Source organism: Pseudomonas sp. TWRC1-2 (assembly GCF_049896685.1).
Lineage (GTDB): Bacteria > Pseudomonadota > Gammaproteobacteria > Pseudomonadales > Pseudomonadaceae > Aquipseudomonas.
This window is the reverse complement of the sequence record NZ_JAFCUU010000004.1, coordinates 385440-411375: the sequence shown is the minus strand read 5'-3', so window position 1 is coordinate 411375 and position 25936 is coordinate 385440. Positions and strand designations below refer to the sequence as shown.

At 60.0% G+C, this 25936-nt stretch carries 19 protein-coding genes; 11 read left to right on the top strand and 8 right to left on the bottom strand.

Annotated elements, in window-relative coordinates; all coding sequences use genetic code 11:
• Positions 1–174: 174 nt before the first annotated feature.
• Positions 175–2097 carry an ATP-binding cassette domain-containing protein gene (locus ACP7B3_RS14460; RefSeq protein ID WP_426179320.1) on the top strand — a complete coding sequence of 641 codons (1923 nt, stop codon included), beginning with the start codon at positions 175–177 and terminating at the stop codon, positions 2095–2097.
• A gap of 211 nt (positions 2098–2308) precedes the next feature.
• Here ACP7B3_RS14460 and ACP7B3_RS14455 read toward each other — a convergent pair whose 3' ends face one another.
• Entirely contained in the window at positions 2309–2761 is a 453-nt protein-coding gene (locus ACP7B3_RS14455) for a universal stress protein (RefSeq protein WP_145163038.1), read from the bottom strand.
• Between the two features lie 105 nt (positions 2762–2866).
• On the opposite strand from ACP7B3_RS14455, the gene ACP7B3_RS14450 reads away from it, so the two are divergent.
• The 7 genes from ACP7B3_RS14450 (at position 2867) to ACP7B3_RS14420 (ending at position 11367) form a co-directional block, all read left to right on the top strand.
• A complete protein-coding gene (locus tag ACP7B3_RS14450; protein WP_106576938.1) occupies positions 2867–3304 on the top strand; it encodes a hypothetical protein in 438 nt (145 codons plus the stop codon).
• Positions 3305–3799: 495 nt separating this feature from the next.
• On the top strand, positions 3800–5947 hold the full coding sequence (fadB, locus tag ACP7B3_RS14445) for a fatty acid oxidation complex subunit alpha FadB (protein ID WP_426179317.1): 2148 nt from the start codon (positions 3800–3802) through the stop codon (positions 5945–5947).
• A 29-nt stretch (positions 5948–5976) separates the two neighbouring features.
• Positions 5977–7152 (top strand): acetyl-CoA C-acyltransferase FadA, encoded by a 1176-nt coding sequence (gene fadA / locus ACP7B3_RS14440; protein WP_106576936.1) that lies wholly within the window; start codon positions 5977–5979, stop codon positions 7150–7152.
• A gap of 97 nt (positions 7153–7249) precedes the next feature.
• On the top strand, positions 7250–7486 hold the full coding sequence (locus tag ACP7B3_RS14435; protein WP_021490990.1) for a DUF1653 domain-containing protein: 237 nt from the start codon (positions 7250–7252) through the stop codon (positions 7484–7486).
• A 114-nt stretch (positions 7487–7600) separates the two neighbouring features.
• The gene (gene topA / locus ACP7B3_RS14430; protein ID WP_119739192.1) at positions 7601–10222 is read left to right on the top strand and encodes a type I DNA topoisomerase; all 2622 of its coding nucleotides are present in this window, start codon (positions 7601–7603) and stop codon (positions 10220–10222) included.
• Positions 10223–10349: 127 nt separating this feature from the next.
• A complete protein-coding gene (locus tag ACP7B3_RS14425; RefSeq protein WP_426179314.1) occupies positions 10350–10871 on the top strand; it encodes a DUF6586 family protein in 522 nt (173 codons plus the stop codon).
• Between the two features lie 262 nt (positions 10872–11133).
• Entirely contained in the window at positions 11134–11367 is a 234-nt protein-coding gene (locus ACP7B3_RS14420) for a hypothetical protein (protein WP_053255041.1), read from the top strand.
• Positions 11368–11721: 354 nt separating this feature from the next.
• Here the strand turns inward: ACP7B3_RS14420 and sulA are convergent, their stop codons facing one another.
• Both sulA and lexA read right to left on the bottom strand, forming a co-directional pair.
• A complete protein-coding gene (gene sulA / locus ACP7B3_RS14415) occupies positions 11722–12195 on the bottom strand; it encodes an SOS-induced cell division inhibitor SulA (RefSeq protein ID WP_426179312.1) in 474 nt (157 codons plus the stop codon).
• A gap of 10 nt (positions 12196–12205) precedes the next feature.
• Positions 12206–12814, bottom strand: a complete 609-nt coding sequence (gene lexA, locus ACP7B3_RS14410; protein WP_017137423.1) for a transcriptional repressor LexA — start codon at positions 12812–12814, stop codon at positions 12206–12208.
• Positions 12815–13077: 263 nt separating this feature from the next.
• On the opposite strand from lexA, the gene ACP7B3_RS14405 reads away from it, so the two are divergent.
• A complete protein-coding gene (locus ACP7B3_RS14405; RefSeq protein WP_106576932.1) occupies positions 13078–13785 on the top strand; it encodes a TetR/AcrR family transcriptional regulator in 708 nt (235 codons plus the stop codon).
• Positions 13786–13929: 144 nt separating this feature from the next.
• A complete protein-coding gene (gene nagZ / locus ACP7B3_RS14400) occupies positions 13930–14940 on the top strand; it encodes a beta-N-acetylhexosaminidase (protein WP_145163042.1) in 1011 nt (336 codons plus the stop codon).
• 101 nt (positions 14941–15041) lie between these two features.
• Here the strand turns inward: nagZ and ACP7B3_RS14395 are convergent, their stop codons facing one another.
• Genes ACP7B3_RS14395 through mfd form a run of 3 tightly spaced genes read right to left on the bottom strand, consistent with a single transcriptional unit; the run spans position 15042 to position 21772 of the window.
• Positions 15042–17732 (bottom strand): DEAD/DEAH box helicase, encoded by a 2691-nt coding sequence (locus ACP7B3_RS14395; RefSeq protein ID WP_145163044.1) that lies wholly within the window; start codon positions 17730–17732, stop codon positions 15042–15044.
• Positions 17733–17741: 9 nt separating this feature from the next.
• Positions 17742–18311: a CsiV family protein gene (locus ACP7B3_RS14390; protein WP_124416717.1), complete on the bottom strand. Its 570-nt coding sequence runs from the start codon at positions 18309–18311 to the stop codon at positions 17742–17744.
• Positions 18312–18322: 11 nt separating this feature from the next.
• On the bottom strand, positions 18323–21772 hold the full coding sequence (gene mfd / locus ACP7B3_RS14385) for a transcription-repair coupling factor (protein WP_426179308.1): 3450 nt from the start codon (positions 21770–21772) through the stop codon (positions 18323–18325).
• A 340-nt stretch (positions 21773–22112) separates the two neighbouring features.
• Between mfd and ACP7B3_RS14380 the strand changes: the two genes are divergently transcribed.
• The gene (locus ACP7B3_RS14380) at positions 22113–23576 is read left to right on the top strand and encodes a glyceraldehyde-3-phosphate dehydrogenase (protein ID WP_426179306.1); all 1464 of its coding nucleotides are present in this window, start codon (positions 22113–22115) and stop codon (positions 23574–23576) included.
• Positions 23577–23740: 164 nt separating this feature from the next.
• Here the strand turns inward: ACP7B3_RS14380 and ACP7B3_RS14375 are convergent, their stop codons facing one another.
• Both ACP7B3_RS14375 and ACP7B3_RS14370 read right to left on the bottom strand, forming a co-directional pair.
• Entirely contained in the window at positions 23741–25039 is a 1299-nt protein-coding gene (locus ACP7B3_RS14375; protein WP_426179303.1) for an MFS transporter, read from the bottom strand.
• Between the two features lie 196 nt (positions 25040–25235).
• Entirely contained in the window at positions 25236–25778 is a 543-nt protein-coding gene (locus tag ACP7B3_RS14370) for a chalcone isomerase family protein (protein ID WP_426179301.1), read from the bottom strand.
• Positions 25779–25936 lie beyond the last annotated feature (158 nt).

Genomic DNA, 25936 nt, shown 5'->3' with positions numbered 1-25936 from the left:
CGCCGACACTGATTGCCCCTAGCTTAGCCTTTTGCCAGCGACCGGCGAAAGCTTTGCCGGCCGGCTGGCTGAAGTTCATCGTAAATGTCCTGCAGAACGTGTCGCCAGCGAAAATGCCGGCCGCATCCCACCTTCAAGTCAGGTAGAATGCGCGCCCAGTTTTTGGAGAAGCGTATGACCCTGCTCAAATTCAGCGATGTGTCCCTTGCTTTCGGCGCTATGCCGTTGTTGGACAAGGTGTCCTGGCAGATCGCCCGTGGTGAGCGGGTGTGCATCATCGGCCGCAACGGCACCGGCAAGTCCAGCATGATGAAGCTGGTTAAAGGCGATCAGAAGCCCGATGACGGCTCTGTTTGGCGTGCCCCGGGCCTGAAGATCGGCGAATTGCCGCAAGAATTGCCGGTGGCCGACGGACGGACAGTGTTCGACGTGGTTGCCGAAGGCCTGGACGGCGTCGGCGAGTTGCTCGCGCAATACCACCACCTGGCACAGAACTGCGTCACCGAAGAGGACCTGGACAAGCTGATGCATGTCCAGCAAGACCTCGAAGCCCGTGACGGCTGGCGCTTGCAGCAACTGGTCGACAGCACCCTGAGCCGCCTGCAACTGCCGGCCGACAAGACCCTCGCCGAGTTGTCCGGCGGCTGGCGTCGTCGCGTGCTGCTGGCTCAGGCGCTGGTGTCCGAGCCGGATTTGTTGCTGCTCGACGAACCAACCAACCACTTGGACATCGGCGCAATCGCCTGGCTGGAAGAAGCCCTCAAGGATTTCCAGGGCGCCGTGCTGTTCATCACGCACGACCGTTCCTTCCTGCAGAACCTGGCCACGCGCATCCTCGAACTGGACCGTGGCGGCCTGATCGATTGGAACGGCGACTACGCCAGCTTCCTGGTGCACAAAGAGGCCACGCTGGCCGCTGAAGAAACCGCCAACGCGCTTTTCGACAAAAAGCTGGCCCAGGAAGAAGTCTGGATTCGCCAGGGCATCAAGGCCCGTCGCACCCGTAACGAAGGCCGTGTACGCGCCTTGAAAGCTCTGCGCGTTGAGCGCAGCGAGCGCCGTGAACGCACCGGCAAGGCCAATATCCAGCTGGATACCGCCGACAAGTCGGGCAAGCAGGTGATGGTCCTGGAAAACGTCAGCTTCCATCACCCGGACGGCCCGTTCCTGATCAAAGACTTCTCGATGGTCCTGCAGCGCGGCGACCGTATCGGCCTGCTGGGCGCCAACGGCACCGGCAAGACCACCTTGCTCAAGCTGATGCTCAATGGTCTGCAACCGACCAGCGGCACGGTGGAAGAGGGCACGCGCATCGACGTGGCCTACTTCGACCAGTTGCGCCATCAGTTGGACCTGGAAAAAACCGTGATCGACAACGTCGCCGAAGGTCGCGACTTTATCGACATCGACGGCCAGAGCCGCCACGTGCTGAGCTACCTGGGCGACTTCCTGTTCAGTCCGCAACGCGCACGTACGCCGGTGAAAGCCTTGTCCGGTGGTGAGCGTGCGCGCCTGCTGCTGGCCAAGCTGTTCAGCAAGCCGGCCAACCTGCTGGTGCTCGACGAACCGACCAACGACCTCGACGTGGAAACCCTCGAACTGCTGGAAGAGGTCTTGCTGACCTTCAACGGCACCGTGCTGATGGTCAGCCACGACCGGGCATTCCTCGACAACGTGGTCACCAGCACGCTGGTCTTCGAAGGTGAAGGCAAGGTGCGTGAATACGTCGGTGGTTACCAGGACTGGCTGCGTCAGGGCGGCTCGCCGCGCCTGCTGGGCGTGACCGAGAGCAAGTCCGGCAAGGCCGACCTGACCTCCGCTGTCGTTGCGCCAGTGGCTGCCGCTGCTGCTCCGGCCCAGGACGCTGCACCGTCGACCAAGAAGAAGCTCAGCTACAAGCTGCAACGTGAGCTGGAAGCCTTGCCGGGCGATATCGACGCCAAGGAACAGCAGATTGCCGCAGTAGAAGCAGAAATGGCTGAGGCAGGTTTCTACCTGCGTCCGGCGGCGGAAACCGCCAAGGTCATTGCGTCCCTGGAAACGTTGAACCAGGAGCTGGAAGTGTTGGTTGAGCGTTGGGCCGAGCTGGATGCCTGAGTGATTCAAGCGCACTAAAAAGCCCGGCGCCCATTTGTATGAACGCCGGGCTTTTTATATGGAGTGCGATTAAAAATGTGGCACGGCTTGTGTGGGAGTCGGGCTTGCCCGCGATGCAGGCACCGCGGTGCGTCAGTTGGCCTGCGGTGATGCTATCGCAGGCAAGGCAGCTCCCACATCAGCCCGCTCCCACAGTTGTTTGGCGCCGTTCTTAAGTATTTTTTACCAGTTTTACCGCCAGCACATCACACGGCGCGCCGTGCAGTACGTCATTGGCGGTCGAGCCCAGCAGCAACGCCAGGCCATGACGGCCGTGGCTGCCGACCACGATCAGGTCGCAGCCCTGTTCCTTGGCCAGGTGGTGGATTTCCTGACGAGGCTGGCCGTAGGTGAGGTGGGAGTTTTCCTTGGTCACTTCCGGGTACTTGAGGATCAACCGGTCCAGGCGCTCTTTGGCCTGGTCAAACTGTTGTTGCTGCAACTGGGAAAGGTCCATGGGCACGTCGCCACCAAACGCCATGGCCATAGGCTCGACGATATGCACGAGTGACAGCTTGGCGCCGTTGGCGATTGCTGAAGCCTGCGCGCGCTTGATCACTGGGTCGCACTCTTCGGTCAGGTCGACAGCGACCAGGATATGTTTGTAGGAGTGTTCGTTGGACATGGCGCGTTCCTCCAGGGGACTGCAATAAGTTCAGTATGGCTGCTTTCAAGCGGATGGGGTTGCGTCAGGTCAAATCCGCTCATCTAGAAATTCGGGAGTACACATATGACGGTCTGGATAGTGGTGTCAATCCTTCTCGTGGTACTGAGCCCTCTGGCATGGTTGCGCCCCTCGCGCCATCAGAGCGGGCGCATGGCCCTGCGGATGGAGGCGCGCCGCATCGGCCTGGCCATGCAATTGGCGCCGCAGGACTGGCCGTACTGGCTCAAGCACGAGCCGCCAAGCCCTTGCGCGCAGTACTGCCGACCGCGCCGCGCAAGTGCGCCGGCCCTTTGGTGTTACTGGCAGCTGGAGCCCGGGGTTTGGGTCAATCAGTGGCGCGAAGTGTGCGTCGATGAGACGTTGTTGGCGCACTTTGCGACCCTGCCGGATAACGTCTACAAGGTCGAGGCGGACAAGCAGATGATCGCCCTGTACTGGGGCGAGAAGGGCGAGGCGAGTGTGTTGAAGGACATTGATGCGCTGCTCAAGGCCCTGGCTTGATGCCTGTCGGATAAAACCCAGGCAATAAAAAGCCCGACATCATCATCGGGCTGGAGTTGGCCAGGCAGGCCGGTAAATCTGTGATGCATGCGTCGGATGTTCATCCAGGCGCATTAAGGTTGTCGCTAGCCTAGCGGCATATCCTGTTCTGTACAGTCTTTTCCTACAAAATTTCCATTATTGATTTCGTGAATAGTTGAATATTGGCCAGGCGTAAGCCGTGGGCCTGGGTTCTGAACTGACTGGAAAGTCGCGTTTTTCCTAGCCTTTCGAGCGATTGACAATTGCCCGGAATTGGATGAAGGTGACGTACCCAAATCAAACGGGCGTATGAATTGAGCGTTTGTCTGTCAGACCGCTCATACAGAACCCCGACTAGCGCGTTGGCGGGTGTGCCTGGCGGATTGGCATGAGCATTGACCCAATAATCAATGTCCAACCAGAGGCCAGCGTCCAATGTGTACTGTTCAGCTTCCATATCGTGGAGATCAGTTGATGATTTACGAAGGTAAAGCCATCACGGTTAAGGCTCTTGAAAGTGGCATCGTCGAATTGAAATTCGACCTCAAGGGTGAGTCCGTCAACAAGTTCAACCGTCTAACCCTGAATGAATTGCGTCAGGCCGTAGACACCATCAAAGCAGATGCTTCGGTCAAGGGCGTGATCGTCTCCAGCGGCAAGGACGTGTTTATCGTCGGCGCTGACATCACCGAATTCGTCGACAACTTCAAGCTGCCCGATGCCGAGCTGGTGGCTGGCAACCTCAAAGCCAACAAGATTTTCAGCGATTTCGAAGACCTCAACGTGCCAACCGTCGCCGCGATCAATGGCATCGCGTTGGGCGGCGGTCTGGAAATGTGCCTGGCCGCAGACTTCCGTGTCATGTCGGCGACCGCCAAAATCGGTCTGCCTGAAGTCAAACTGGGCATCTACCCAGGTTTTGGCGGCACCGTGCGCCTGCCGCGCATCATCGGTGCCGACAACGCCATCGAGTGGATTGCCGCCGGCAAGGAAAACAAAGCCGAAGACGCGCTGAAAGTCGGTGCCGTCGATGCTGTGGTTGCCCCGGACAAACTGGCCGAAGCTGCACTGAACCTGATCAAAGGCGCCATCAGCGGCGAATTTGACTACAAGGCCAAGCGTCAGCCAAAGCTCGAAAAACTCAAGCTCAACGCCATCGAACAAATGATGTCGTTCGAAACCGCCAAAGGTTTCGTGGCAGGCCAGGCCGGCCCGAACTACCCGGCGCCGGTTGAAGCGATCAAGACCATCCAGAAGGCCGCGAACTTCGGTCGCGACAAAGCCCTGGAAGTGGAAGCTGCAGGCTTCGTCAAACTGGCGAAAACCTCGGCTGCCCAGAGCCTTATCGGCCTGTTCCTGAATGATCAGGAGCTGAAGAAAAAGGCCAAGGCCTACGACGAAATCGCCAAAGACGTGAAACAGGCTGCCGTACTCGGCGCCGGTATCATGGGCGGCGGTATCGCCTATCAGTCGGCCTCCAAAGGCACGCCGATCCTGATGAAAGACATCAACGAACACGGCATCGAGCAAGGCTTGGCGGAAGCCGCCAAGCTGCTGGTGGGCCGCGTTGATAAAGGTCGCATGACCGCAGCGAAGATGGCTGAAGTGCTTAACGGCATTCGTCCTACGCTGTCCTACGGCGATTTCGGCCACGTCGACCTGGTGGTCGAAGCGGTTGTCGAGAACCCGAAGGTCAAGCAAGCCGTACTGGCCGAAGTAGAAGCCCAGGTTAAAGAAGACACCATTCTGGCCTCGAACACTTCGACCATTTCCATCAGCTTGTTGGCCAAGGCCCTCAAGCGTCCGGAAAACTTCGTCGGCATGCACTTCTTCAACCCGGTGCACATGATGCCGCTGGTGGAAGTGATCCGTGGCGAGAAGTCCAGCGAGCTGGCGATTGCTACTACCGTTGCCTACGCCAAGAAAATGGGCAAGAACCCGATCGTCGTTAACGACTGCCCGGGCTTTTTGGTCAACCGCGTGCTGTTCCCGTACTTCGGCGGTTTCGCCAAGCTGGTCAGCGCCGGTGTGGACTTTGTGCGTATCGACAAGGTCATGGAAAAATTCGGCTGGCCAATGGGCCCGGCGTACCTGATGGACGTGGTCGGCATCGACACCGGCCACCACGGTCGTGACGTCATGGCCGAAGGCTTCCCGGACCGCATGAAAGACGACCGCCGTTCGGCGATCGACGCGCTCTACGAAGCCAAGCGCCTGGGCCAGAAGAACGGCAAGGGCTTCTACGCCTACGAGGCCGACAAGAAGGGCAAACAGAAGAAAGTGGCCGACCCTTCGGTGCACGAAGTACTCGCGCCGGTCATCTACGAGCAGCGTGAGGTGTCCGATGAGGACATCATCAACTGGATGATGATCGCCCTGTGCCTGGAAACCGTGCGTTGCCTGGAAGACGGCATCGTTGAAACCGCCGCCGAAGCCGATATGGGCCTGGTGTACGGTATTGGCTTCCCTCCATTCCGTGGTGGTGCGCTGCGTTACATCGATTCGATCGGTGTGGCCGAGTTCGTTGCCCTGGCTGACAAATACGCTGATCTGGGCCCGCTGTACCACCCGACCGCGAAGCTGCGTGAAATGGCCAAAAATGGCCAGAGCTTCTTCGGTTAAGCGCCCAGACGACTAGAGCGAGAATATTTATGAGCTTGAATCCAAGAGACGTGGTGATTGTCGACTTCGGTCGCACACCGATGGGCCGCTCCAAGGGCGGCATGCACCGCAACACCCGCGCCGAAGACATGTCGGCGCACCTGATCAGCAAGTTGCTGGAACGTAACGTCAAGGTTGACCCGAACGAAGTCGAAGACGTGATCTGGGGCTGCGTCAACCAGACCCTGGAGCAGGGCTGGAACATCGCGCGCATGGCGTCGTTGATGACCCAGATCCCGCACACCGCCGCTGGCCAGACCGTCAGCCGCCTGTGTGGCTCATCGATGAGCGCGCTGCACACCGCTGCCCAAGCGATCATGACCGGTAACGGCGATGTGTTCGTGGTCGGCGGCGTGGAGCACATGGGCCACGTCAGCATGATGCACGGCGTCGACCCTAACCCGCACATGTCGCTGTACGCGGCAAAAGCCTCGGGCATGATGGGCCTCACCGCAGAAATGCTCGGCAAAATGCACGGCATTACCCGCGAAGCCCAGGACGCGTTCGGCCTGCGCTCCCACCAGCTCGCCCACAAGGCGACGGTGGAAGGCAAGTTCAAGGATGAAATCATCCCGATGAACGGCTATGACGAAAACGGTTTCCTGAAACTGTTCGACTACGACGAAACCATTCGTCCGGACACCACCCTGGAGAGCCTGGCGGCCTTGAAACCTGCCTTCAATCCAAAGGGCGGCACCGTGACAGCCGGTACTTCGTCGCAAATCACCGACGGTGCTTCGTGCATGATCGTGATGTCGGCGCAGCGTGCCCAGGACCTGGGTATCCAGCCGATGGCCGTGATCCGTTCGATGGCCGTGGCGGGTGTGGACCCGGCAATCATGGGCTATGGTCCAGTACCGGCCACACAAAAAGCCTTGAAGCGCGCGGGCCTGACCATCTCCGATATCGACTTCTTCGAGCTCAACGAAGCTTTCGCCGCACAGGCCCTGCCAGTGCTGAAAGATTTGAAAGTACTCGACAAGATGAACGAGAAGGTTAACCTGCACGGCGGTGCGATTGCCCTGGGCCACCCATTCGGTTGCTCCGGTGCACGTATTTCCGGCACTTTGCTTAACGTGATGAAGCAAAATGGCGGCAACCTTGGGGTTGCAACCATGTGCATTGGTCTCGGCCAAGGCATTTCCACCGTCTTCGAACGCGTCTAAGCGTTGGGTTGACGGAAGCCGGGGCCCAGTGCCCCGGTTTTTGTTTTTTGGAATTTTTAATATTTTTTTTCAACAAATTTTACAAGAGGGCCAGAGCATGAAAGTCGAACCAGGGCTCTACCAACATTATAAGGGGCCGCAGTACCGCGTTTTTAACGTGGCGCGGCACTCCGAGACCGAAGAGGAAGTGGTGTTTTACCAAGCACTGTATGGCGATTACGGCTTTTGGGTGCGCCCATTGAGCATGTTCCTGGAGACCGTCGAAGTTGACGGCGAGCAGGTCCCGCGCTTTGCTTTGGTCCAGGCCGAACCCAGTCTTTTTTCAGGGCAATAACGGCAGGTCGCGCAGAATGCTGCGCTTGACCTCACCTTGTTGCCACTATATATAGCGTTGCCGCGACAGGCGCCAACTGCCTTTCACTTCTCGAATTCAGGAATTTTCCGATCCATGGGCAAATCGCTGGTCATTGTGGAATCCCCGGCTAAGGCCAAGACCATCAACAAGTACTTGGGCAACGAGTACGTGGTGAAGTCGAGTATCGGCCATATCCGAGACCTGCCCACCAGCGGTTCGGCTAGCGCCAGCAAGGAGCCTGCCGCCAAGCGCGGCAAGGCGGCTGCGGGCGAAGGTCCGGTGCTCACGCCTAAAGAGAAAGCGCGCAAGCAGCTGGTCTCGCGCATGGGTGTAGACCCGGAACATGGCTGGAAGGCCAAGTACGAGATCCTTCCCGGCAAGGAAAAGGTTATCGAAGAGCTGCGCCGGCTCGCCAAGGATGCTGACACCATCTATCTCGCAACCGACTTGGACCGCGAAGGGGAAGCCATTGCCTGGCACCTGCGCGAAGCCATCGGCGGTGATGACAGCCGCTACAAGCGTGTGGTGTTCAACGAAATCACCAAAAAAGCCATCCAGGAAGCCTTCTCCAAGCCGGGCGAACTGGACATCGACCGTGTAAACGCCCAGCAGGCCCGTCGTTTCCTCGACCGCGTCGTGGGCTACATGGTCTCGCCACTGCTGTGGGCCAAGATCGCCCGTGGCCTGTCGGCCGGTCGTGTGCAATCGGTGGCGGTAAAGCTGGTGGTGGAGCGTGAGCGCGAGATTCGTGCGTTCAACCCCGAAGAATACTGGGAAGTCCACGCTGACCTCGGCACCGCCAAGGGCGCCAACGTGCGCTTTGAAGTGGCCCGCGAGAAAGGCGAGGCCTTCAAGCCGCTGAACGAAGCCCAGGCCATGGCCGCGCTGGAGAAGCTCAAGGCTTCCAGCTACAGCATTGTCAAGCGTGAAGACAAGCCGACCAGCAGCAAGCCGTCGGCGCCGTTCATCACGTCCACCCTGCAACAGGCCGCGAGTAACCGCCTGGGCTTTGGTGTGAAGAAAACCATGATGATGGCTCAGCGTCTGTATGAAGCTGGCTACATCACGTATATGCGTACCGACTCCACCAACCTGTCGCAAGACGCGGTGGCGATGGCGCGTACTTATATTGAAACCGAATTCGGCAAGAAGTACCTGCCGGAGAAGCCGAACGTCTACAGCAGCAAGGAAGGCGCACAGGAGGCTCACGAAGCGATTCGTCCTTCCGATGCCAATACCGAGCCAAGCAAGCTGACCGGCATGGAGCGCGACGCTGAGCGCCTTTACGAGCTGATCTGGCGCCAGTTCCTGGCCTGCCAGATGCTGCCGGCGCAATACCTGTCCACCACCGTCAGTGTCGGTGCGGGCGACTTCGAGCTGCGTGCCAAGGGCCGTATCCTCAAGTTCGACGGCTACACCCGCGTAATGCCGCAAATCGCCAAGCCAGGCGATGACGATGTGCTGCCGGACATGGCCCAGGGCGACACGTTGAAGCTGATCAAGCTCGACCCGTCCCAGCACTTCACCAAGCCGCCGGCGCGTTATTCGGAAGCCAGCCTGGTAAAAGAGATGGAGAAACGCGGTATCGGTCGTCCTTCGACTTACGCGGCAATCATTTCGACCATCCAGGACCGTGGCTATGTCGCGCTGCACAACCGTCGCTTCTACTCGGAAAAGATGGGCGACATCGTTACCGAGCGCCTGTCCGAAAGCTTCTCCAACCTGATGGACTACGGCTTCACCGCCGGCATGGAAGAGAACCTCGATGACGTGGCCCAGGGCGAACGCGACTGGAAAAACGTACTGGATGAGTTCTACGGCGACTTCAAGAAGAAGCTCGAAGTAGCCGAAAGCCCTGAAAGTGGCATGCGTGCCAACCAGCCGGTGATGACCGACATCCCGTGCCTGACCTGCGGCCGTCCGATGCAGATTCGTACCGCGTCTACCGGCGTGTTCCTCGGTTGCTCGGGCTACAGCCTGCCGCCGAAAGAGCGCTGCAAGGCCACCGTCAACCTGGTGCCGGGCGATGAAATCGCTGCTGACGACGAGGGTGAATCCGAGTCGCTGGTATTGCGTGGCAAGCACCGCTGCCCGATCTGCAGCACGGCAATGGATGCCTACCTGCTCGATGAGAAGCACAAGTTGCACATCTGCGGTAACAACCCTGACTGCGACGGCTACGAGATCGAAGAGGGCAGCTACCGCATCAAGGGCTACGAAGGCCCGAGCCTGGAATGCGACAAGTGCGGCAGTGAGATGCAGCTCAAGACCGGCCGTTTCGGCAAGTTCTTCGGTTGCACCAACCCGACGTGCAAGAACACTCGCAAACTGCTGAAAAGCGGTGACGCGGCGCCGCCGAAGATGGACCCGGTGAAGATGCCTGAACTCAAATGCGAGAAGGTCAACGACACCTACATCCTGCGTGACGGCGCCTCGGGCTTGTTCCTGGCCGCCAGCCAGTTCCCGAAAAACCGCGAGACCCGTGCGCCGCTGGTGCTGGAAATCGTGCCGCACAAGGACGAGATCGATCCCAAGTACCACTTCCTGTGTGAAGCGCCGAAGAAGGATCCCGACGGTCGCCCGGCCGTGATCCGCTACAGCCGCAAAACCAAGGAGCAGTACGTGCAGACCGAAGTGGACGGCAAGCCTACGGGCTGGAAAGCGTTCTACGACGGCGGCAAGTGGAAGGTCGAGGACAAGCGCCAGGGCGCTTGATCGACTACGTTGCGAAATACAGAGGCCGCCTGCATAGGCGGCCTTTTTTTGCGCTTGCAGGAGTCTCGGCTGATCCGTGACACTGTTGAGCCAGCATCCGGCTTATTTCGTTGTGGAGACTGCCGTTATGGCCAACGAACTCTATACCCGTACCAATCAGAAAATTTACTTCGCGGGTTTGTCCCTGGAAGCCCTTGGTCGTGCCGAGGAAGGGAAGGAGATGAATGCCATCGCGCTGGTGCAGGCGGGACGCGAGGCTGCATTGTTCCATCTCTACGGCGCTCTGTTGGGGTTGTGCCATGAAATCGCCGGGTTCTACCGTTTGCCCCAGGCCGGTTCGCCGCGTGCAGAACTGATCATGAACCGCGAAGTGCTGGACAGCATGGCCATTCCTGAGCTGGCCGGGCTGGTGGAAATGGCCCAAAGCCCCGACAGCTGGGTCGCCCGCTTGCTCAAGGCGCATGCCGACATGTTCCAGCCGCCACGCGTGCCGCATGTGCCCAAGGGGGACGTGACGCAGCCGCTGATCGTCGCTGTTGCGGTGGAGGAGGATGAGCCCAAGCCGTTGAGCCGCGAAGAACTGGAGAGCTGGCGCCAAGAGCTGAAGAAGATGGCGTTGCGGTTTCGCGAAGGTTTGAACGAGTGCTAAGAAGCCGTCACTGACTGAGTGCGATCAAAAATGTGGGAGCGGGCTTGCTAGCGAAAGCGGTCTATCAGCCGGCCTATGCATCAACTGACAGATTGCTTTCGCGAGCAAGCCCGCTCCCACAGTTGAACCGAGTTGCACAGAAAGTCCAGCACGAGGCTCAATGAGCACCATTCATCAAGCCGTAGAGAAACCTGTTCAGATCCTCTGCGAGGCTGGGTGGATGACTGATATAATCCCGGCCTTTCGTGGAGAACAGACTTTTATGCCAACGTCCTTTCTGGAAATTGTTGAATTGCCTGACGGCCGAATCGAGCTGCGTCGGGCTGAGGACGAGGGTTCTCTGGTTATCTTGGATTTTTCCGAAGACGCAAAAGCATTCCTGCAAGGCCAGCACGTGGAAGTGGCGAAAGCCATGTTGAGCGTCGGTGTGCAGATGGCGGGTCGCCTGGCAGAAGGCGAACCGGAGAAGGACGACGGGCCGCGGGTTCTGCACTGAGTTTTGCAGTTAAGTGCACTTTTCGTTGTAGGCGGGCTTGTTGTAGTGAGCAGGCCTATGCAGCAAGCAGGCCTCTGAGGTGAGTGGGCTCGCTGTTGTGGGCGGGCTTGCTGTGGTAAGCGGGCTTGTCGTGGCGAGCGGGCTTGCCCCGCGTTGGGGCGCGAAGCGGCCCTGATGGATTAACGCGGTATATCAGGTATTCCACGGTGCTTGGTTTTGGGGCTGCTTCGCAGCCCAACGCGGGGCAAGCCCGCTCGCCACAACAAGCCCGCTCGCTACATCAGTCCGTTTTGCCACAGAAGCCCGCTCGGCACAGATACCTGTCTGTCACCTACGCAATCAGCCAGTTCCCTGTTACCCCAATCGAATATTCAAGCTCTGCGCATCGCCCGTCCGTGCAGCGCTGATCAGTTGGTGCTTGGCCGCAGTGTTCAACGGGTTCAACCAACTCACCACCGTATGGCTACGGCCCAGACGCAAGGCTTCGCAGGTCAACTGTTGAGCGCTTTGCGCGCCGCGCGGTTGCAGCAGCAGGATACGCTCACGGTTGAGGCCGGCGTCTCGCAGCCAGGCCTGGGTCAGGCTGGCAGGTGGAGCGATCAGCGTCAGCCAGCGTGCATCCTGCTCCTCGCTCAATTCACGAAGGATCGGTGCCAGCAGGCTCAGGCAGCTTCCAGCTGCACCGCGCAACGACAATTCACTGAACGCCTCAGGTTCGGAGCCCCACGGGGCCTCGACCGTTTCCTTGAGGATAGGCGCAAGGGGTTGAGCCATGAAGGCCTCGAACAGCGACAGTTGTGTGTGTTGTGGGGTGTGCACGAGCTGCATGGTGCCTCCTTTAGCGGCGAATGACGCCGACGCTCAAGCCTTCGATCACCAGATCCTGATCTTTCAGGTTCACTTCAATCGGGGCGAACTCAGGGTTTTCGGCCATCAGCCAGACCTTGCTGCCTTCGCGCTTGAAGCGTTTGACGGTGACTTCATCGCCGATACGCGCAACGACGATCTGGCCATTACGGGCTTCACGGGTGGTGTGGACGGCCAGCAGATCGCCGTCGAAAATGCCCACGTCCTTCATACTCATGCCGTGTACACGCAACAGGTAGTCGGCGCGCGGATGGAAGAAGGTCGGGTTGATGTTGCAGGATTCCTCGACGTGCTGTTGCGCCAGAATCGGCGCACCGGCGGCGACGCGGCCAATGATCGGCAGGGTCGATTCGTCGGCCTTGGCTTCAAAGCCAGGGATGCGAATACCGCGAGAAGCTCCTGGGGTCATCTCGATCGCGCCTTTGCGAGCGAGGGCCTTGAGGTGTTCTTCAGCAGCGTTTGGGGACTTGAACCCCAGCTCCAGCGCAATTTCTGCTCGTGTCGGCGGATAGCCGTTGTCATCGAGGCAGCGCTTGATAAAAGCCAGAATCTCAGCTTGGCGTGGCGTCAGTTTTAGCATGTTGATCGCTCTGTCTTTTTATACAGTGACTGGGATTATATACAGTGAACTGCGCTTGGCAATCATCCTTTTTGAGCACACCGCTGGACGGTCATTCGTCACCCGTCCTACAAGGCAGAAACAGCGCTGCCTACAGACCAGGAAGGATGTGATTAAATAGCGGTTAAATAGATGACTGCCCGGCCGGAAAACGGACTCGCAGGCTTGACAAGACACACCCTGAAACGTATGTTTCAAACAAGTGTTTGTCAGGCGGAGTAGCCATGGCCCAGTCGGAAACCGTTGAACGCATTCTCGATGCTGCCGAGCAATTGTTCGCGGAAAAAGGATTTGCTGAAACTTCATTGCGGCTGATCACCAGCAAGGCTGGGGTTAACCTTGCCGCAGTGAATTACCATTTCGGCTCAAAGAAAGCCCTGATCCAGGCGGTGTTTTCGCGCTTTCTGGGGCCGTTCTGCGCCAGCCTCGACCGTGAGCTGGAGCGCCGCCAGACCAAGCCTGATAACAAGCCGAGCCTGGAAGACCTGCTGGAAATTCTGGTTGAGCAAGCGCTGGTGGTTCAACCACGCAGCGGCAATGACCTGTCGATCTTCATGCGTTTGCTCGGCCTGGCGTTCAGCCAGAGCCAGGGCCACTTGCGGCGTTATCTGGAAGACATGTACGGCAAGGTGTTCCGTCGCTACATGTTGCTGGTCAACGAAGCCGCGCCGCGTATTCCGCCGATCGAACTGTTCTGGCGCGTGCACTTCATGCTCGGTGCTGCCGCGTTCAGCATGTCCGGGATCAAAGCCTTGCGCGCAATTGCCGAGACCGATTTCGGTGTGAACACCTCCATCGAACAAGTGATGCGCCTGATGGTGCCGTTCCTTGCCGCCGGCATGCGCGCCGAAACCGGTGTGACCGACCAGGCCATGGCGGCCGCGCAGTTGCGCCCACGCAGCAAATCCACGCCAGCCGTCGCCAAGGCGTGATTGCCCCGGGTGTGCGCGGCCGCTTGCATCCGCTAAGCTAGCCGCCATGCCGATTTCAGCTATTTACTCGCAACCCGTTGTGCTCACTGCGCTTATCGCGCCAGGTGAGGGCAACGGGTTGTGTGCGTTATTTAAGGAAGGTTTATGACTGCTGCCCTGCAAGGTTCTTTGATGGTTGATGTGGCCGGTACCTGGCTGACGGCCGAGGATCGTCACCTGTTGCGTCAGCCGGAAGTGGGCGGCCTGATCATTTTCGCGCGCAACATCGAGCACCCACGTCAGGTGCGCGAGTTGAGCGCGTCGATCCGTGCCGTGCGTCCCGACCTGCTGCTGGCCGTCGACCAGGAAGGCGGGCGCGTGCAGCGCCTGCGCCAGGGCTTTGTGCGTCTGCCGGCCATGCGCTTGTTGGCGGATAAGCCGAATGCCGAATACCTGGCCGAGCAGTGCGGCTGGATCATGGCCACTGAAGTGCTTGCGGTTGGCCTTGACCTGAGCTTCGCCCCGGTACTGGACCTGGATTACCAGCGCAGCGCCGTGGTCGGCACCCGCTCGTTTGAAGGCGACCCCGAGCGCGCCGCCGTGCTTGCCGGTGCCTTCATTCGCGGCATGAACAGCGCGGGCATGGCCGCCACCGGTAAACACTTCCCGGGTCACGGCTGGGCTGAGGCCGATTCCCACGTCGCCATTCCCAATGACGAGCGTAGCCTGGAACAGATTCGCGCAAATGACCTGGTGCCTTTCGCACGGCTGAGCAAGCAATTGGCCGCCGTCATGCCCGCACACGTCATCTATCCTCAGGTGGATGCCCAGCCGGCTGGTTTCTCGCGGCGCTGGCTGCAGGACATTCTGCGTGGCGAGTTGCAGTTTGATGGGGTGATTTTCAGTGATGACCTGTCCATGGCCGGGGCGCATGTGGTCGGTGATGCGGCCAGCCGGATCGAAGCGGCGCTGACCGCCGGTTGCGACATGGGCTTGGTGTGCAACGATCGTGCGGCCGCCGAGCTGGCGCTGACGGCGGCGCAGCGCATGAAGGTTACGCCTTCGGCGCGGATTGCGCGGATGCGTGGGCAGGCGATTGCTTCGACGGACTATAAGCAGGACCCGCGTTGGCTGGCGGCACTTACCGCGTTGCGGGATGCTCAGTTGATCGGCTGAAAACTGTGGTGCGCCTATCGCAGGCAATCCAGCTCCTACACTTGAATGTATTCACACATCAAAATGTGGGAGCGGGCTTGCCCGCGATAGCAATCTGAAGGTCAGCGCTTCTCTTGCTTATTGGGCAGCGGCGCAAACAACGCCTCGATGTCCTCGTTGCCCAACTGCCAATCTCCCGTCGTACGCCCATCCAGCACACCCGCTGCCAGGTCGGACTTTTCCTTTTGCAGGTGCTGGATTTTCTCCTCCACCGTGCCCCGCGCAATCATTTTATAGACGAACACCGGCTTCTCTTGACCGATGCGATACGCGCGGTCAGTCGCCTGGTTCTCTGTGGCCGGGTTCCACCACGGGTCATAGTGGATCACCGTATCGGCTTCTGTCAGGTTCAAGCCCACACCGCCAGCCTTCAAGCTGATCAGAAAAATTTGCAACTTGCCGCTCTGGAAGTCCTTCACCGGTGTGCGGCGGTCGCGGGTCTGGCCGGTCAGCAGTGCGTAGGCCACGCCGCGCTTTTTCAGCTCGACTTCGATCAGGCTCAGCATCGAAGTGAACTGCGAGAACAGCAGAATCCGGCGTCCTTCGGCAAACAGCTCTTCGAGCATTTCCATCAGGCTGTCGAGCTTGCCCGAGCTGCTGCCGCGCGCGGGCAGGGCGGCGTCGTTGACCAGGCGCAGGTCGCAGCACACCTGGCGCAACTTGAGCAGCGCTTCAAGAATAATGATCTGGCTACGCGCCACGCCCTTGCGGGTGATTTCGTCGCGCACCTTCTTGTCCATGGCCAGGCGCATGGTTTCGTACACATCACGCTGGGCTTCGTTGAGATCGACCCAGTGGATGATCTCGGTCTTGGGCGGCAATTCCGTGGCCACCTGTTCCTTCGTACGGCGCAGCAGGAAGGGTTTGATCCGACCGTTGAGGTGCTGCAGTCGTACATCACTGGCGCGCTTTTCAATGGGCACGCGGTAATCGCGGTTGAAGCTTTTTACGTCGCCCAGCCAGCCCGGCAGCAGGAAGTGGAACAGCGACCACAGCTCACCCAAGTGGTTTTCCAGCGGTGTGCCACTCAGGCACAGGCGCTGACGCGCATTGAGCTCGCGCGCGGCCTGAGCGGCCTTGCTGTTGGGGTTCTTGATGTACTGGGCTTCGTCGAGGATCAGCACGTGCAAGGGCAGGGCGGCGAGTTGCTCGATGTCTTTGGGCAGCAGCGCATAAGTCGTCAGCAGCAAGTCGTAGTCCTGCAGGTTGGCGAAGTGCTTTTTGCGTGTCGCGCCATACAGCGCCACTACCTTGAGTTGCGGCGTAAAGTGCGCGGCTTCGTCGAGCCAGTTCGGGATCAGGCTGGTAGGCATCACCACCATGCACGGCCGATCCAGGCGCCCGGCGATTTTTTCACTGAGGATATGTGCCAGGGTCTGTAGGGTTTTGCCCAGGCCCATGTCATCCGCAAGAATCCCGCCCACGTCGAGTTGGCGCAGCGACTGCATCCAACTCAAGCCTTCGAGTTGATACGGGCGCAGTGTCGCGTTCAAGCCTTCGGGCGCCACACAGGTGAAGTCCTTGATGTCGCGCAGGCGCTGGGCGAAATTGCGGATCTTCTCGCCGCCTTCCCATTGCAGCGGCAGGTCTTCCAGCGGGTTGAGGCGAATCGCATCGGCCTTGGCCAGGCGCAAGGTGGTGGTGCCCGATTCCTGCAGGTAAAACTCGCCAAGGGTGGCCAGCACCGGTTTCAAGCGGCCGTAGGGCAGCGCCACTTGCAGCGGCCCGTGGCCGTTGGGCAGGCCGGGGATGTTCACCAGGATCAGCTCGTCATCGCGGCGCCGGGCGAGCTTTTCCGGGTTGAGGATCTCGGTGTGCGAGCGCATCAGGTTCAACAGAATCGGCAGCAGGCTCAGGCGCTCGCCGTTGACGATGATGCCCAGCTCCAGGTCAAACCAATCGCGTTCCGGGCCTTCATCGACGGTGGCGTACCAGTCATCGACGGCGCTCAAGTCGAAACCGAAATCCTCATCGATCTGCAACTCCCAGCCCTCGGCGCGCAAGGTCGGCGAGGCGTTGAGGGTGAAGTTCAGCCAGGCGCTGTCGTTAACCATCTCGAACAATTCGCCGGCGCTTTCCGGCAATGCCTTACTCTGGCGCGTGGCGATCTTGAAGCCGAGCAGGCGCAGTTGCTCGCGGTACGGCTGCTCCAGCTCCGGATGGCGCTTGATGCGCAGGCTCTGGGTTTCCTGGCGCACCACGATGTCGGCATTTTTTTGCCCGCTGACATAGTTGCCCAGGTAGTTGAACGACAACGCCGCACGGTGCTGGATGTAACGCTGCATTTTGCCATTGCGCGGTTCAAACGCGCTGAACTCGACACTCGCCAGCCACAGGCGCGGCACCGGTCGCACATCCTCCATCACCACCTGCGGCAGCACCACGCGGTTATCCAGCACGGCCTGAAGTTTTTCCAGCAGCTCGGCATCTTGCGCAGCCGCCGGGTAAGCCAGGGTTTCCTGGACCTTGAGCAGCACCGCCGCGATATGTTTGCAGTTGGTGTGCACCGGGCACGTGCAGCGGCTGTCCACCAGAATCAGCATGCCTTTGGCCGATTCGCGCAGCGAGATGGTCTGCCGGTAAACGTTGCCGCCCGAGCCTTCGCAGCTGGCAACAATGGTGCTGTCGCCGGACTCGACGATGCGCACGCGGTTTTCCAGGGCGTAGCGGCGCCCGCGCTCAAGGCTTTGCTCTTTAAAGCGATTGGCCCACGACGGGGCCAGGGGTTTGGTCAGTGACGATGTCAGGGGCATGGCGCTGGATCAGTCCTGAGCGTCGGGCGGTGGTGCGCTGGGTGGTTTGGCGGTCAGCGAGGTGATCTTGATCAGCAGGGCCAAGTGGCCGCCGTCCAGGTAGTTGAGCTGGTTGTTCTTGGTGCGCACGCCTTGCTGGCTCAAGTGTTCGCTGGCGATGACGCTGCCGTTGGCGTCGAACTGGTTGATCCAGAAGTCTGCGTCGATATCGGTAAAGCGCCCCAGTTGCAGGTTCAGCGTGCCTTCGATGGGAAACTGGCCAAACTGCTCCTGGCCATCGCTGATGGCCAGCTTCACCGGCTGCTCGCCCAGGTTCTGGTCCCAGGCCCGGTGCAGCAGCACTGTGTAACCGGTGTCGGCACTGAGCTTGTCGACGATGTTGCCCAGCCGCGGCGGGCTGATTTTGTCCGCCGGCAGCCGTGGTGCCCCGGCGTCCCAGTTTTCCGGCGCCGCGCGGCTATTGATCACCGGCTCGGCGTTCTGGCGCACCAGAATCATCTCCACCAGATAGGGGCTGTCGGCAAACGCCGAAGGAGCAACGACCACCAACAACAAGCTCAAAATGCGGAACAGGCGCATTGGGGCGTCCTTCAAGCAGATTTCGGGATGAGGCGCTCAAACAGCGCCTCTAATGTATTAAAGCGTTCTTCGGCACGTTCCATCGGCACCATGAACTTGAACAGCGTAGCCCCTTCGAACTTGTAGCGGTTGGGCTGGCCCTGAATCAGCTTGATCAGCACCAGTGGGTCCACCGGCGTTTGCGCTTCGAACTCGATACGCCCGCCTTGCGGCCCGGCGTCGACCTTCTTGATGCCCAGTTGCTCAGCCTGCAATTTGAGCAGGGTCAGGCGCACCAGGTTTTTGGTCGGCTCCGGCAACAGGCCGAAGCGGTCGATCATCTCCACCTGCAGGTCCTTGAGACCTTCTTCGTCGGTGGCCGAGGCAATGCGCTTGTACAGAATCAGCCGCGCATGCACATCGGGCAGGTAGTCTTCGGGAATCAACGCCGGCAGGCGCAGGTTAATTTCCGGGCCGCCACCCAAGGGCTGATCGAGGTTCGGTTGTTCACCCTTGCGGATGGCTTTCACCGCGCGCTCGAGCATCTCCATATACAGGGTGAAGCCCACGGCCTGGATCTGCCCGCTCTGGCCGTCGCCGAGCAGTTCGCCGGCGCCACGGATTTCCAGGTCGTTGGTGGCCAGCACAAAACCGGCACCGAGGTCCTGGGTGTTGGCGATCGCCTCCAGGCGCTTCTCGGCGTCGGAGGTAATCTGCTGGCGCGGCGGCGTCAGCAAGTAGGCATAGGCCTGGTGGTGACTGCGCCCGACGCGGCCGCGCAACTGGTGCAGCTGCGCCAGGCCGAACTTGTCGGCGCGCTCGATGATGATGGTGTTGGCGCTCGGCACGTCGATACCGGTCTCGATGATGGTCGAGGCGATCAGCACGTTGAAGCGCTTGTGGTAGAAGTCGCTCATCACCTGTTCGAGTTCGCGTTCGCGCATCTGCCCGTGGCCAATCGCGATGCGGGCTTCGGGCACCAGTTCGGCGAGGTCGGCGGCGCATTTCTCGATGGTCTTGACGTCATTGTGCAGGTAGTACACCTGGCCGCCGCGCAGCAGTTCACGCAACAGCGCTTCCTTGACCGTGCTTTTGTTCTGTTCCATCACGAAGGTGCGCACCGACAGGCGACGTGCCGGCGGCGTGGCGATGATCGACAGGTCACGCATGCCCGACACGGCCATGTTCAGCGTGCGCGGAATCGGCGTGGCGGTGAGGGTGAGGATGTCGACTTCGCTGCGCAGGTTCTTCAGTTGTTCTTTCTGACGCACACCGAAGCGGTGCTCTTCGTCGATGATCACCAAACCAAGGTTTTTGATCTTTACATCGTCCGACAGCAGCTTGTGGGTGCCGATCACGATATCGATCTTGCCTTCGGCCAAGTCGGCGACGGCGGCATTCACTTCCTTGGCGGACTTGAAGCGGCTCATCACCTCCACGCTCACCGGCCAGTCGGCAAAGCGGTCGCGAAAGCTGTTGTAGTGTTGTTGGGCGAGCAGGGTGGTCGGCACCAGAATCGCCACCTGCTTGCCGCCATGCACGGCAATAAAGGCGGCGCGCATGGCCACTTCGGTTTTGCCGAAGCCCACGTCGCCGCACACCAGGCGGTCCATCGGCTTGGGCGCGAGCATGTCGGCGCGCACGGCTTCGATGGTGGTTTGCTGGTCCGGGGTTTCTTCAAACGCAAAGCCGGCGCTGAAGGTGGCGTAGTCAGCTTTCGGGTCGGCGAAGGCATAACCTTCGCGGGCTGCGCGGCGTGCATAGATGTCGAGCAATTCGGCGGCGACGTCGCGCACCTGTTCGGCGGCTTTGCGCTTGGCTTTCTGCCAGGTCTCGGAGCCCAGGCGGTGCAACGGCGCCAGGGCGTCGTCGCTGCCGGTGTAGCGCGCGATCAGGTGCAGGCTGGCCACCGGCACGTAAAGCTTGGCGCCCTCGGCGTATTCCATGGTGAGGAATTCGGCGGCCTGGTTGTCGATCTCCAGGGTTTGCAGCCCGAGGTAGCGGCCCACGCCGTGGTCGATATGCACCACCGGTGCGCCTTCGCGCAGCTCGGTCAGGTTCTTGATCACTGCGTCGTTGTTGATGTCGGCGCGTTTTTCACGGCGGCGGCGCTGCATCACGCGCTGGCCGAACAGCGGGCTCTCGGCGATCAGCGCCAAGGCTGGGTCATCCAGCAACAAACCTTCATCCAGCGGCGCGATGGTGATCGCCAGGCGGTCTTTGCTCTTAACAAAGTCCGGCCAGCTGTCGACGGTTTTCGGGCGCAGCTTCAGGCGTTCCAGCAGTTCCAGCAGCACTTCGCGACGGCCGGCGGATTCGGCGGTAAACAGCACGCGGCCGGGGAAGTCGCCGAGGAAGTTGGATAATGCTTCCAGTGGCTGCGTGGCTTTGGCCTGGATCGCCAGGTCCGGCAGCATGCTCGCCGGGAAGCGCTCGCGGCCGCTGCCGGCGTCCACGTCCTGTTGGCTGGCGACGACGCGCGGCCAGTTTTTCAAGCGGGCGAAGCAGTCTTCCACCGGCAGAAACAGCTCGGCTGGCGGCAATAAAGGCCGTGATGGATCGACGCGGCGCTCTTCATAGCGATTGCGCACATCGTTCCAGAAGTTTTCCGCCGCCTGCTCAATGCCTGGCAGCGAGAACACTTGAGTGTCCTGGGGCAGGTAGTCGAACAGGGTGGAGGTTTCGTCAAAGAACAGCGGCAGGTAATACTCGATACCGGCCGGTGTAATCCCGCTGCTCAGGTCCTGAAAGATCGGGCAGCGGCGGAAGTCCACGTCGAAACGTTCGCGAAAGCGGGCCTTGAAGCGTGTGACGGCGTCTTTTTGCAGCGGGAATTCCCGCGCCGGCAGCAGCTTGATCGACTCGACTTTATCAATCGAGCGCTGGTTCTCCGGGTCGAAGGTGCGCAGTGTCTCGATTTCGTCGTCGAACAGGTCGATGCGGTACGGCAGCTTGCTGCCCATCGGGAACAGGTCGATCAGCGCGCCGCGCACGGCGAACTCGCCGTGTTCGTACACCGTGTCGACGCAGCGGTAGCCGCTGGCTTCCAGGCGCGTGCGCATCTGTTCCACGTCGAGCTTCTGGCCGATATCCAGCACCAGGCTGCTGCCCAGCAGGAACTTGGTCGGCGCCAGGCGATGCAGGGCCGTGGTGATCGGCACCACCAGCACGCCGTGGGCCAGTTCCGGCAAGCGGTACAGGCTGGCGATGCGCTGGGAAATGATGTCCTGGTGCGGCGAAAACAGGTCGTAAGGCAGGGTTTCCCAGTCGGGAAAGTGCAGCACCGGCAAATCGGGGGCGAAGAAGCTCAGCTCCTGCTCCAGTCGCTCGGCGCTTTGGCTGTCGGCGGTGAGCAGCAGGGTAAAGCGCTTGGCTGCGCTGGCAGCCTCGGCGATGGCCAGGCTCAGGGCGGCACCGGGCAGGTTGCCCCAGTGCTGTTTACCTGCCGCAGCAGGGAGAATCGGTAGACGCAGAACGGGCACGGAAGGTTGAGCTCCAAGCGTTGCGACAAAGTCGGTAATTGTAACGGCCCGAGGTGCCGCCTGTCAGTTGCTGACTGAGCCTATTACGGTTTGCAGGAAATGTAGTGGCTAAGACAAACAATGGTGGGTTTTGACTCAATATGTAGTGCCAAAAAGTGCGGATGTTTCGGAGGGTTACGGACAAGTTGGCGGCGCGGCGCCATTGGTGGCCTTCTGGAACCCGCGTATTTACTGGGCTGTAGCGGGGTGGTGTTTTTTTGCAAGCGCTTTTTGTTGTGGTTGGCGCATTGCTCAACGGCCGGTCGGACGACATAATGTAGCCCCTTTTTTCTGCCCCTACATGTGGAAGGTTCCCGTGACTCAGAAGCCCGACCAGTGTCTTGGTGAATGGATCGACCGTGAAGCACTCGCTGAAGCGATGATTCCGCTTATCGGTCAGCTGTACCGCAATAACAATGTGGTGAGCTCGATCTATGGCCGCAGCCTGATCAACCAATCAGTCATCGCGATTCTCAAGGCGCATCGCTTTGCTCGCCATCGTTCCGCCGACGACAGCGAACTCTCCGTCCACGAAACATTCCCTCTGCTTAAAGCCATGAGCGAGCTCAAGCTCGGCGCGGCCTCGGTAGACCTGGGCAAGTTGGCTTACAAATTCCGCAAAGAAGGCGCTGGCCGTACCGCCGAGCAGTTCGTGCGTGAAGAAATGGCCGATGTGGTTGGCCAGCAAAACGCCGCTGCCCGCAAAGGCACCGACGTTGTGCTGTACGGCTTTGGCCGTATCGGCCGCCTGCTGGCGCGCATCCTGATCGAAAAAACCGGTGGCGGCGACGGCCTGCGCCTGCGCGCTATCGTTGTGCGCAAAGGCGCCGAGAACGACCTGACCAAACGCGCCAGCCTCCTGCGCCGCGACTCGGTACACGGTCCGTTCAACGGCACCATCGTCATCGACGAAGAAAACAACATCATCACCGCCAACGGTAACCTGATCCAGGTGATCTACGCGAAGAACCCGTCTGAGGTGGATTACACCCAGTACGGCATCAAGGACGCCCTGCTGGTAGACAACACCGGCGTATGGCGTGATGCCGAGGGCCTGGGCCAACACCTGGCCTGCCCGGGTATCGACCGCGTTGTGCTGACGGCGCCTGGCAAAGGCAAGCTGAAGAACATCGTTCACGGTATCAACCACGGTGAAATCACCGCTGACGACAAGATCGTGTCGGCCGCTTCCTGCACCACCAACGCCATCGTGCCGGTGCTGAAGGCTGTGAATGACAAGTTCGGCATCGTTAACGGTCACGTTGAAACCGTTCACTCGTACACCAACGACCAGAACCTGATCGACAACTTCCACAAAGGCGATCGCCGTGGCCGTAGCGCCGCGTTGAACATGGTCATCACCGAGACCGGTGCTGCCACCGCTGCTGCCAAGGCCCTGCCTGAGCTGGCCGGCAAGCTGACCGGTAACGCGATCCGCGTGCCGACGCCGAACGTGTCGATGGCCATTCTCAACCTGAACCTTGAGAAAGCCGCTACCCGTGAAGAAATGAACGAGTACCTGCGCTACATGGCGCTGCACTCGGACCTGCATAAGCAGATCGACTTCGTTAATTCGCAGGAAGTGGTGTCGACCGACTTCGTGGGCTCGCGCCACGCCGGTGTGGTGGATGCCGAGGCGACCATCACCCAGGACAACCGCGTTGTACTGTACGTCTGGTACGACAACGAGTTCGGTTACAGCTGCCAAGTGGTTCGCGTGATGGAAGACATGGCTGGGGTTAACCCGCCTGCGTTCCCGCGCTAAGCATTAGCGGTCAATGAAAAAGCCCCGACTGGTTCGGGGCTTTTTTATGGCTGCTGTTTTTGTGGTGAATGTTCGGGCCTCATCGCGGGCGAGCCCGGCTCCCACAGTGTTGACGTGTGAATACAGTTAACGGTGGGAGCTGGCTTGCCTGCGATAGCGGTCTATCAGGCGCCGCCAACCACCGAGGCCTGCGCAGTGCGCAGTTCATGCCGATTGCCCTTGAACAGTATCAATGTAGCGATCAAGCCGAGTATCGCCGCACCACTGAGCCAGATCCCAGGCGCGGCCTTGTTATCCAGCACATGAATCAAATAAGTGCAGGCCGCCGGAGTAAACCCACCAAAGGTCGCCGTCGCCAGGCTGTAGGCCAGGGAAAACCCGGTAGTGCGCACTTCCACCGGCATGATCTCGGTAAGCGCCACCACCATCGCACCGTTGTACGAGCCATACAGGAACGACAACCACAGCAGCACGATCAGCAGATGGCTGAAGCTCGGATTGGCCACCAGCCACGACAACGCCGGATACGCGGTAAGAATCGCCAGAATCGTCGCGCCCAGCAGCAGGGGTTTGCGTCCGATCTTGTCGGACATCGCGCCCATCACCGGCAGCCAGATGAAATTGGAGATGCCCACGCACACGGTCACCAGCAACGCGTCGAAGTCCGACAGGTGCAGCTCGGCCTTGCCGAAAGTCGGGGTGTAGGCGGTGATCAGGTAGAACGACACGGTGGTCATCACCACCAGCGCCATGCCGGCGATGACGATGCCGAAGTTCTGACCGATCGAGCGCACGATTTCCTGCAGGGTAGGGCGGTGTTTACGTGCCTGGAACTCAGGGGTTTCTTCCAGCGAGCGGCGAATCACGAAGATCACCGGCACGATCAGGCAGCCGATCAGGAACGGCACGCGCCAGCCCCAGTCGCCCATCTCCTGCGGGCTGAGCCAGTGGTTCAGGCCCACGCCGAGCAACCCGGCGAACACCACCGCGGCTTGCTGGCTGGCGGACTGCCAACTGACGAAGAAGCCTTTGCGCCCGGGTGTGGCGATTTCCGCCAGGTACACCGACACACCGCCCAGCTCGACGCCGGCGGAGAAACCTTGCAGCAAGCGACCAAACAGCACCAGCAACGGCGCCGCCACGCCCAGGGTGGCATAGCCAGGGACGCAAGCGATGAGGACGGTGCCGGCGGCCATCATGGCCAGGGTGATGACCAGGCCTTTCTTACGGCCGTGGCGGTCGATGTAGGCGCCGAGGAAGATCGCGCCCAAAGGCCGCATCAGGAAGCCGGCGCCGAAGGTCGCCAGGGACAGCATCAGCGAGGCGAAGGCGCTGTCGGTGGGAAAGAAGGTTTTGGCAATGGCCGTGGCGTAGAAGCCGTAGACCATGAAGTCGAACATCTCGAGGAAGTTGCCGCTGACAACGCGAAAAATCGCCCTGCCTTTGCCCGTGGTAGTGGACATGTCATGCACTCATTTTGGCTATCTTATTAGTGATCCCTGGTCATCACTCGTCCTTGCTGCGCTTTTGTAACCATATGTGTATTAGCCACTACCGGCAATAGAAACCGATAGCAAGCTGACTAAATGCGCAGGTGTCTTGGCGGGTAAAAATCACTGTGGGAGCTGGCAAGCCAGCTCCCACAGGATTTTGTGTTGATCAGTTGAGGAGGGAGTTGCGCAAGCTGTCGGACAAGCCCTTCGGCGCCAGCCAAATGCCGAGATAGGCTTTTGCCAATTCCTCATCGCGGCTGCTGAACACCACCTTGTCGTTGATCTCCAGATTCAACCCACGGCCAGGTCGAACGTCGAGGGCATACCGATCGCCACTGCGGATATCGCGGAAGCTCGCGTGCAGCCGATCCAGTTCGGGCTTCAAGCGGGCGAGGGTGGCGCTGCTGTGCTGGCGCTCCAGGGTCGTGGTGGCCGCCTTGATCACGTCGCTACGGTCGATGTCGCGAAAGTAATACAGCGCCAGGCGCAGATTCTTTTGCTGATCCCAGGCGGCTCTCGCACTGGTATCGGCGGGGGCATACACCGCTGCCGCATACACATCCGCCCAGAGATACACCAGCACCGCCTGGTTTTTCAGGACCAGGTCATGAGATTGCGCAGCAAAACCGGCCTGCTTTAGACGCTCCGCCTCACTGGCCTGCACTGCCACGCAGAAAATCAGCAATAAACAGAAAACGACATGCCGCATAATGGCTCTTCCTGCAAACGGTGCGTGTCAGCAGTCTAATTGCAATTTGCGGGTTCTGTAGTTAAGGCAAGACTGGCCTACGACGCGACCAAGGGTTAATGTTCGCGGCGTTGAGCCTTCTATAGACTGTGCCCCGGCTCACACACTTGAGCCAAATT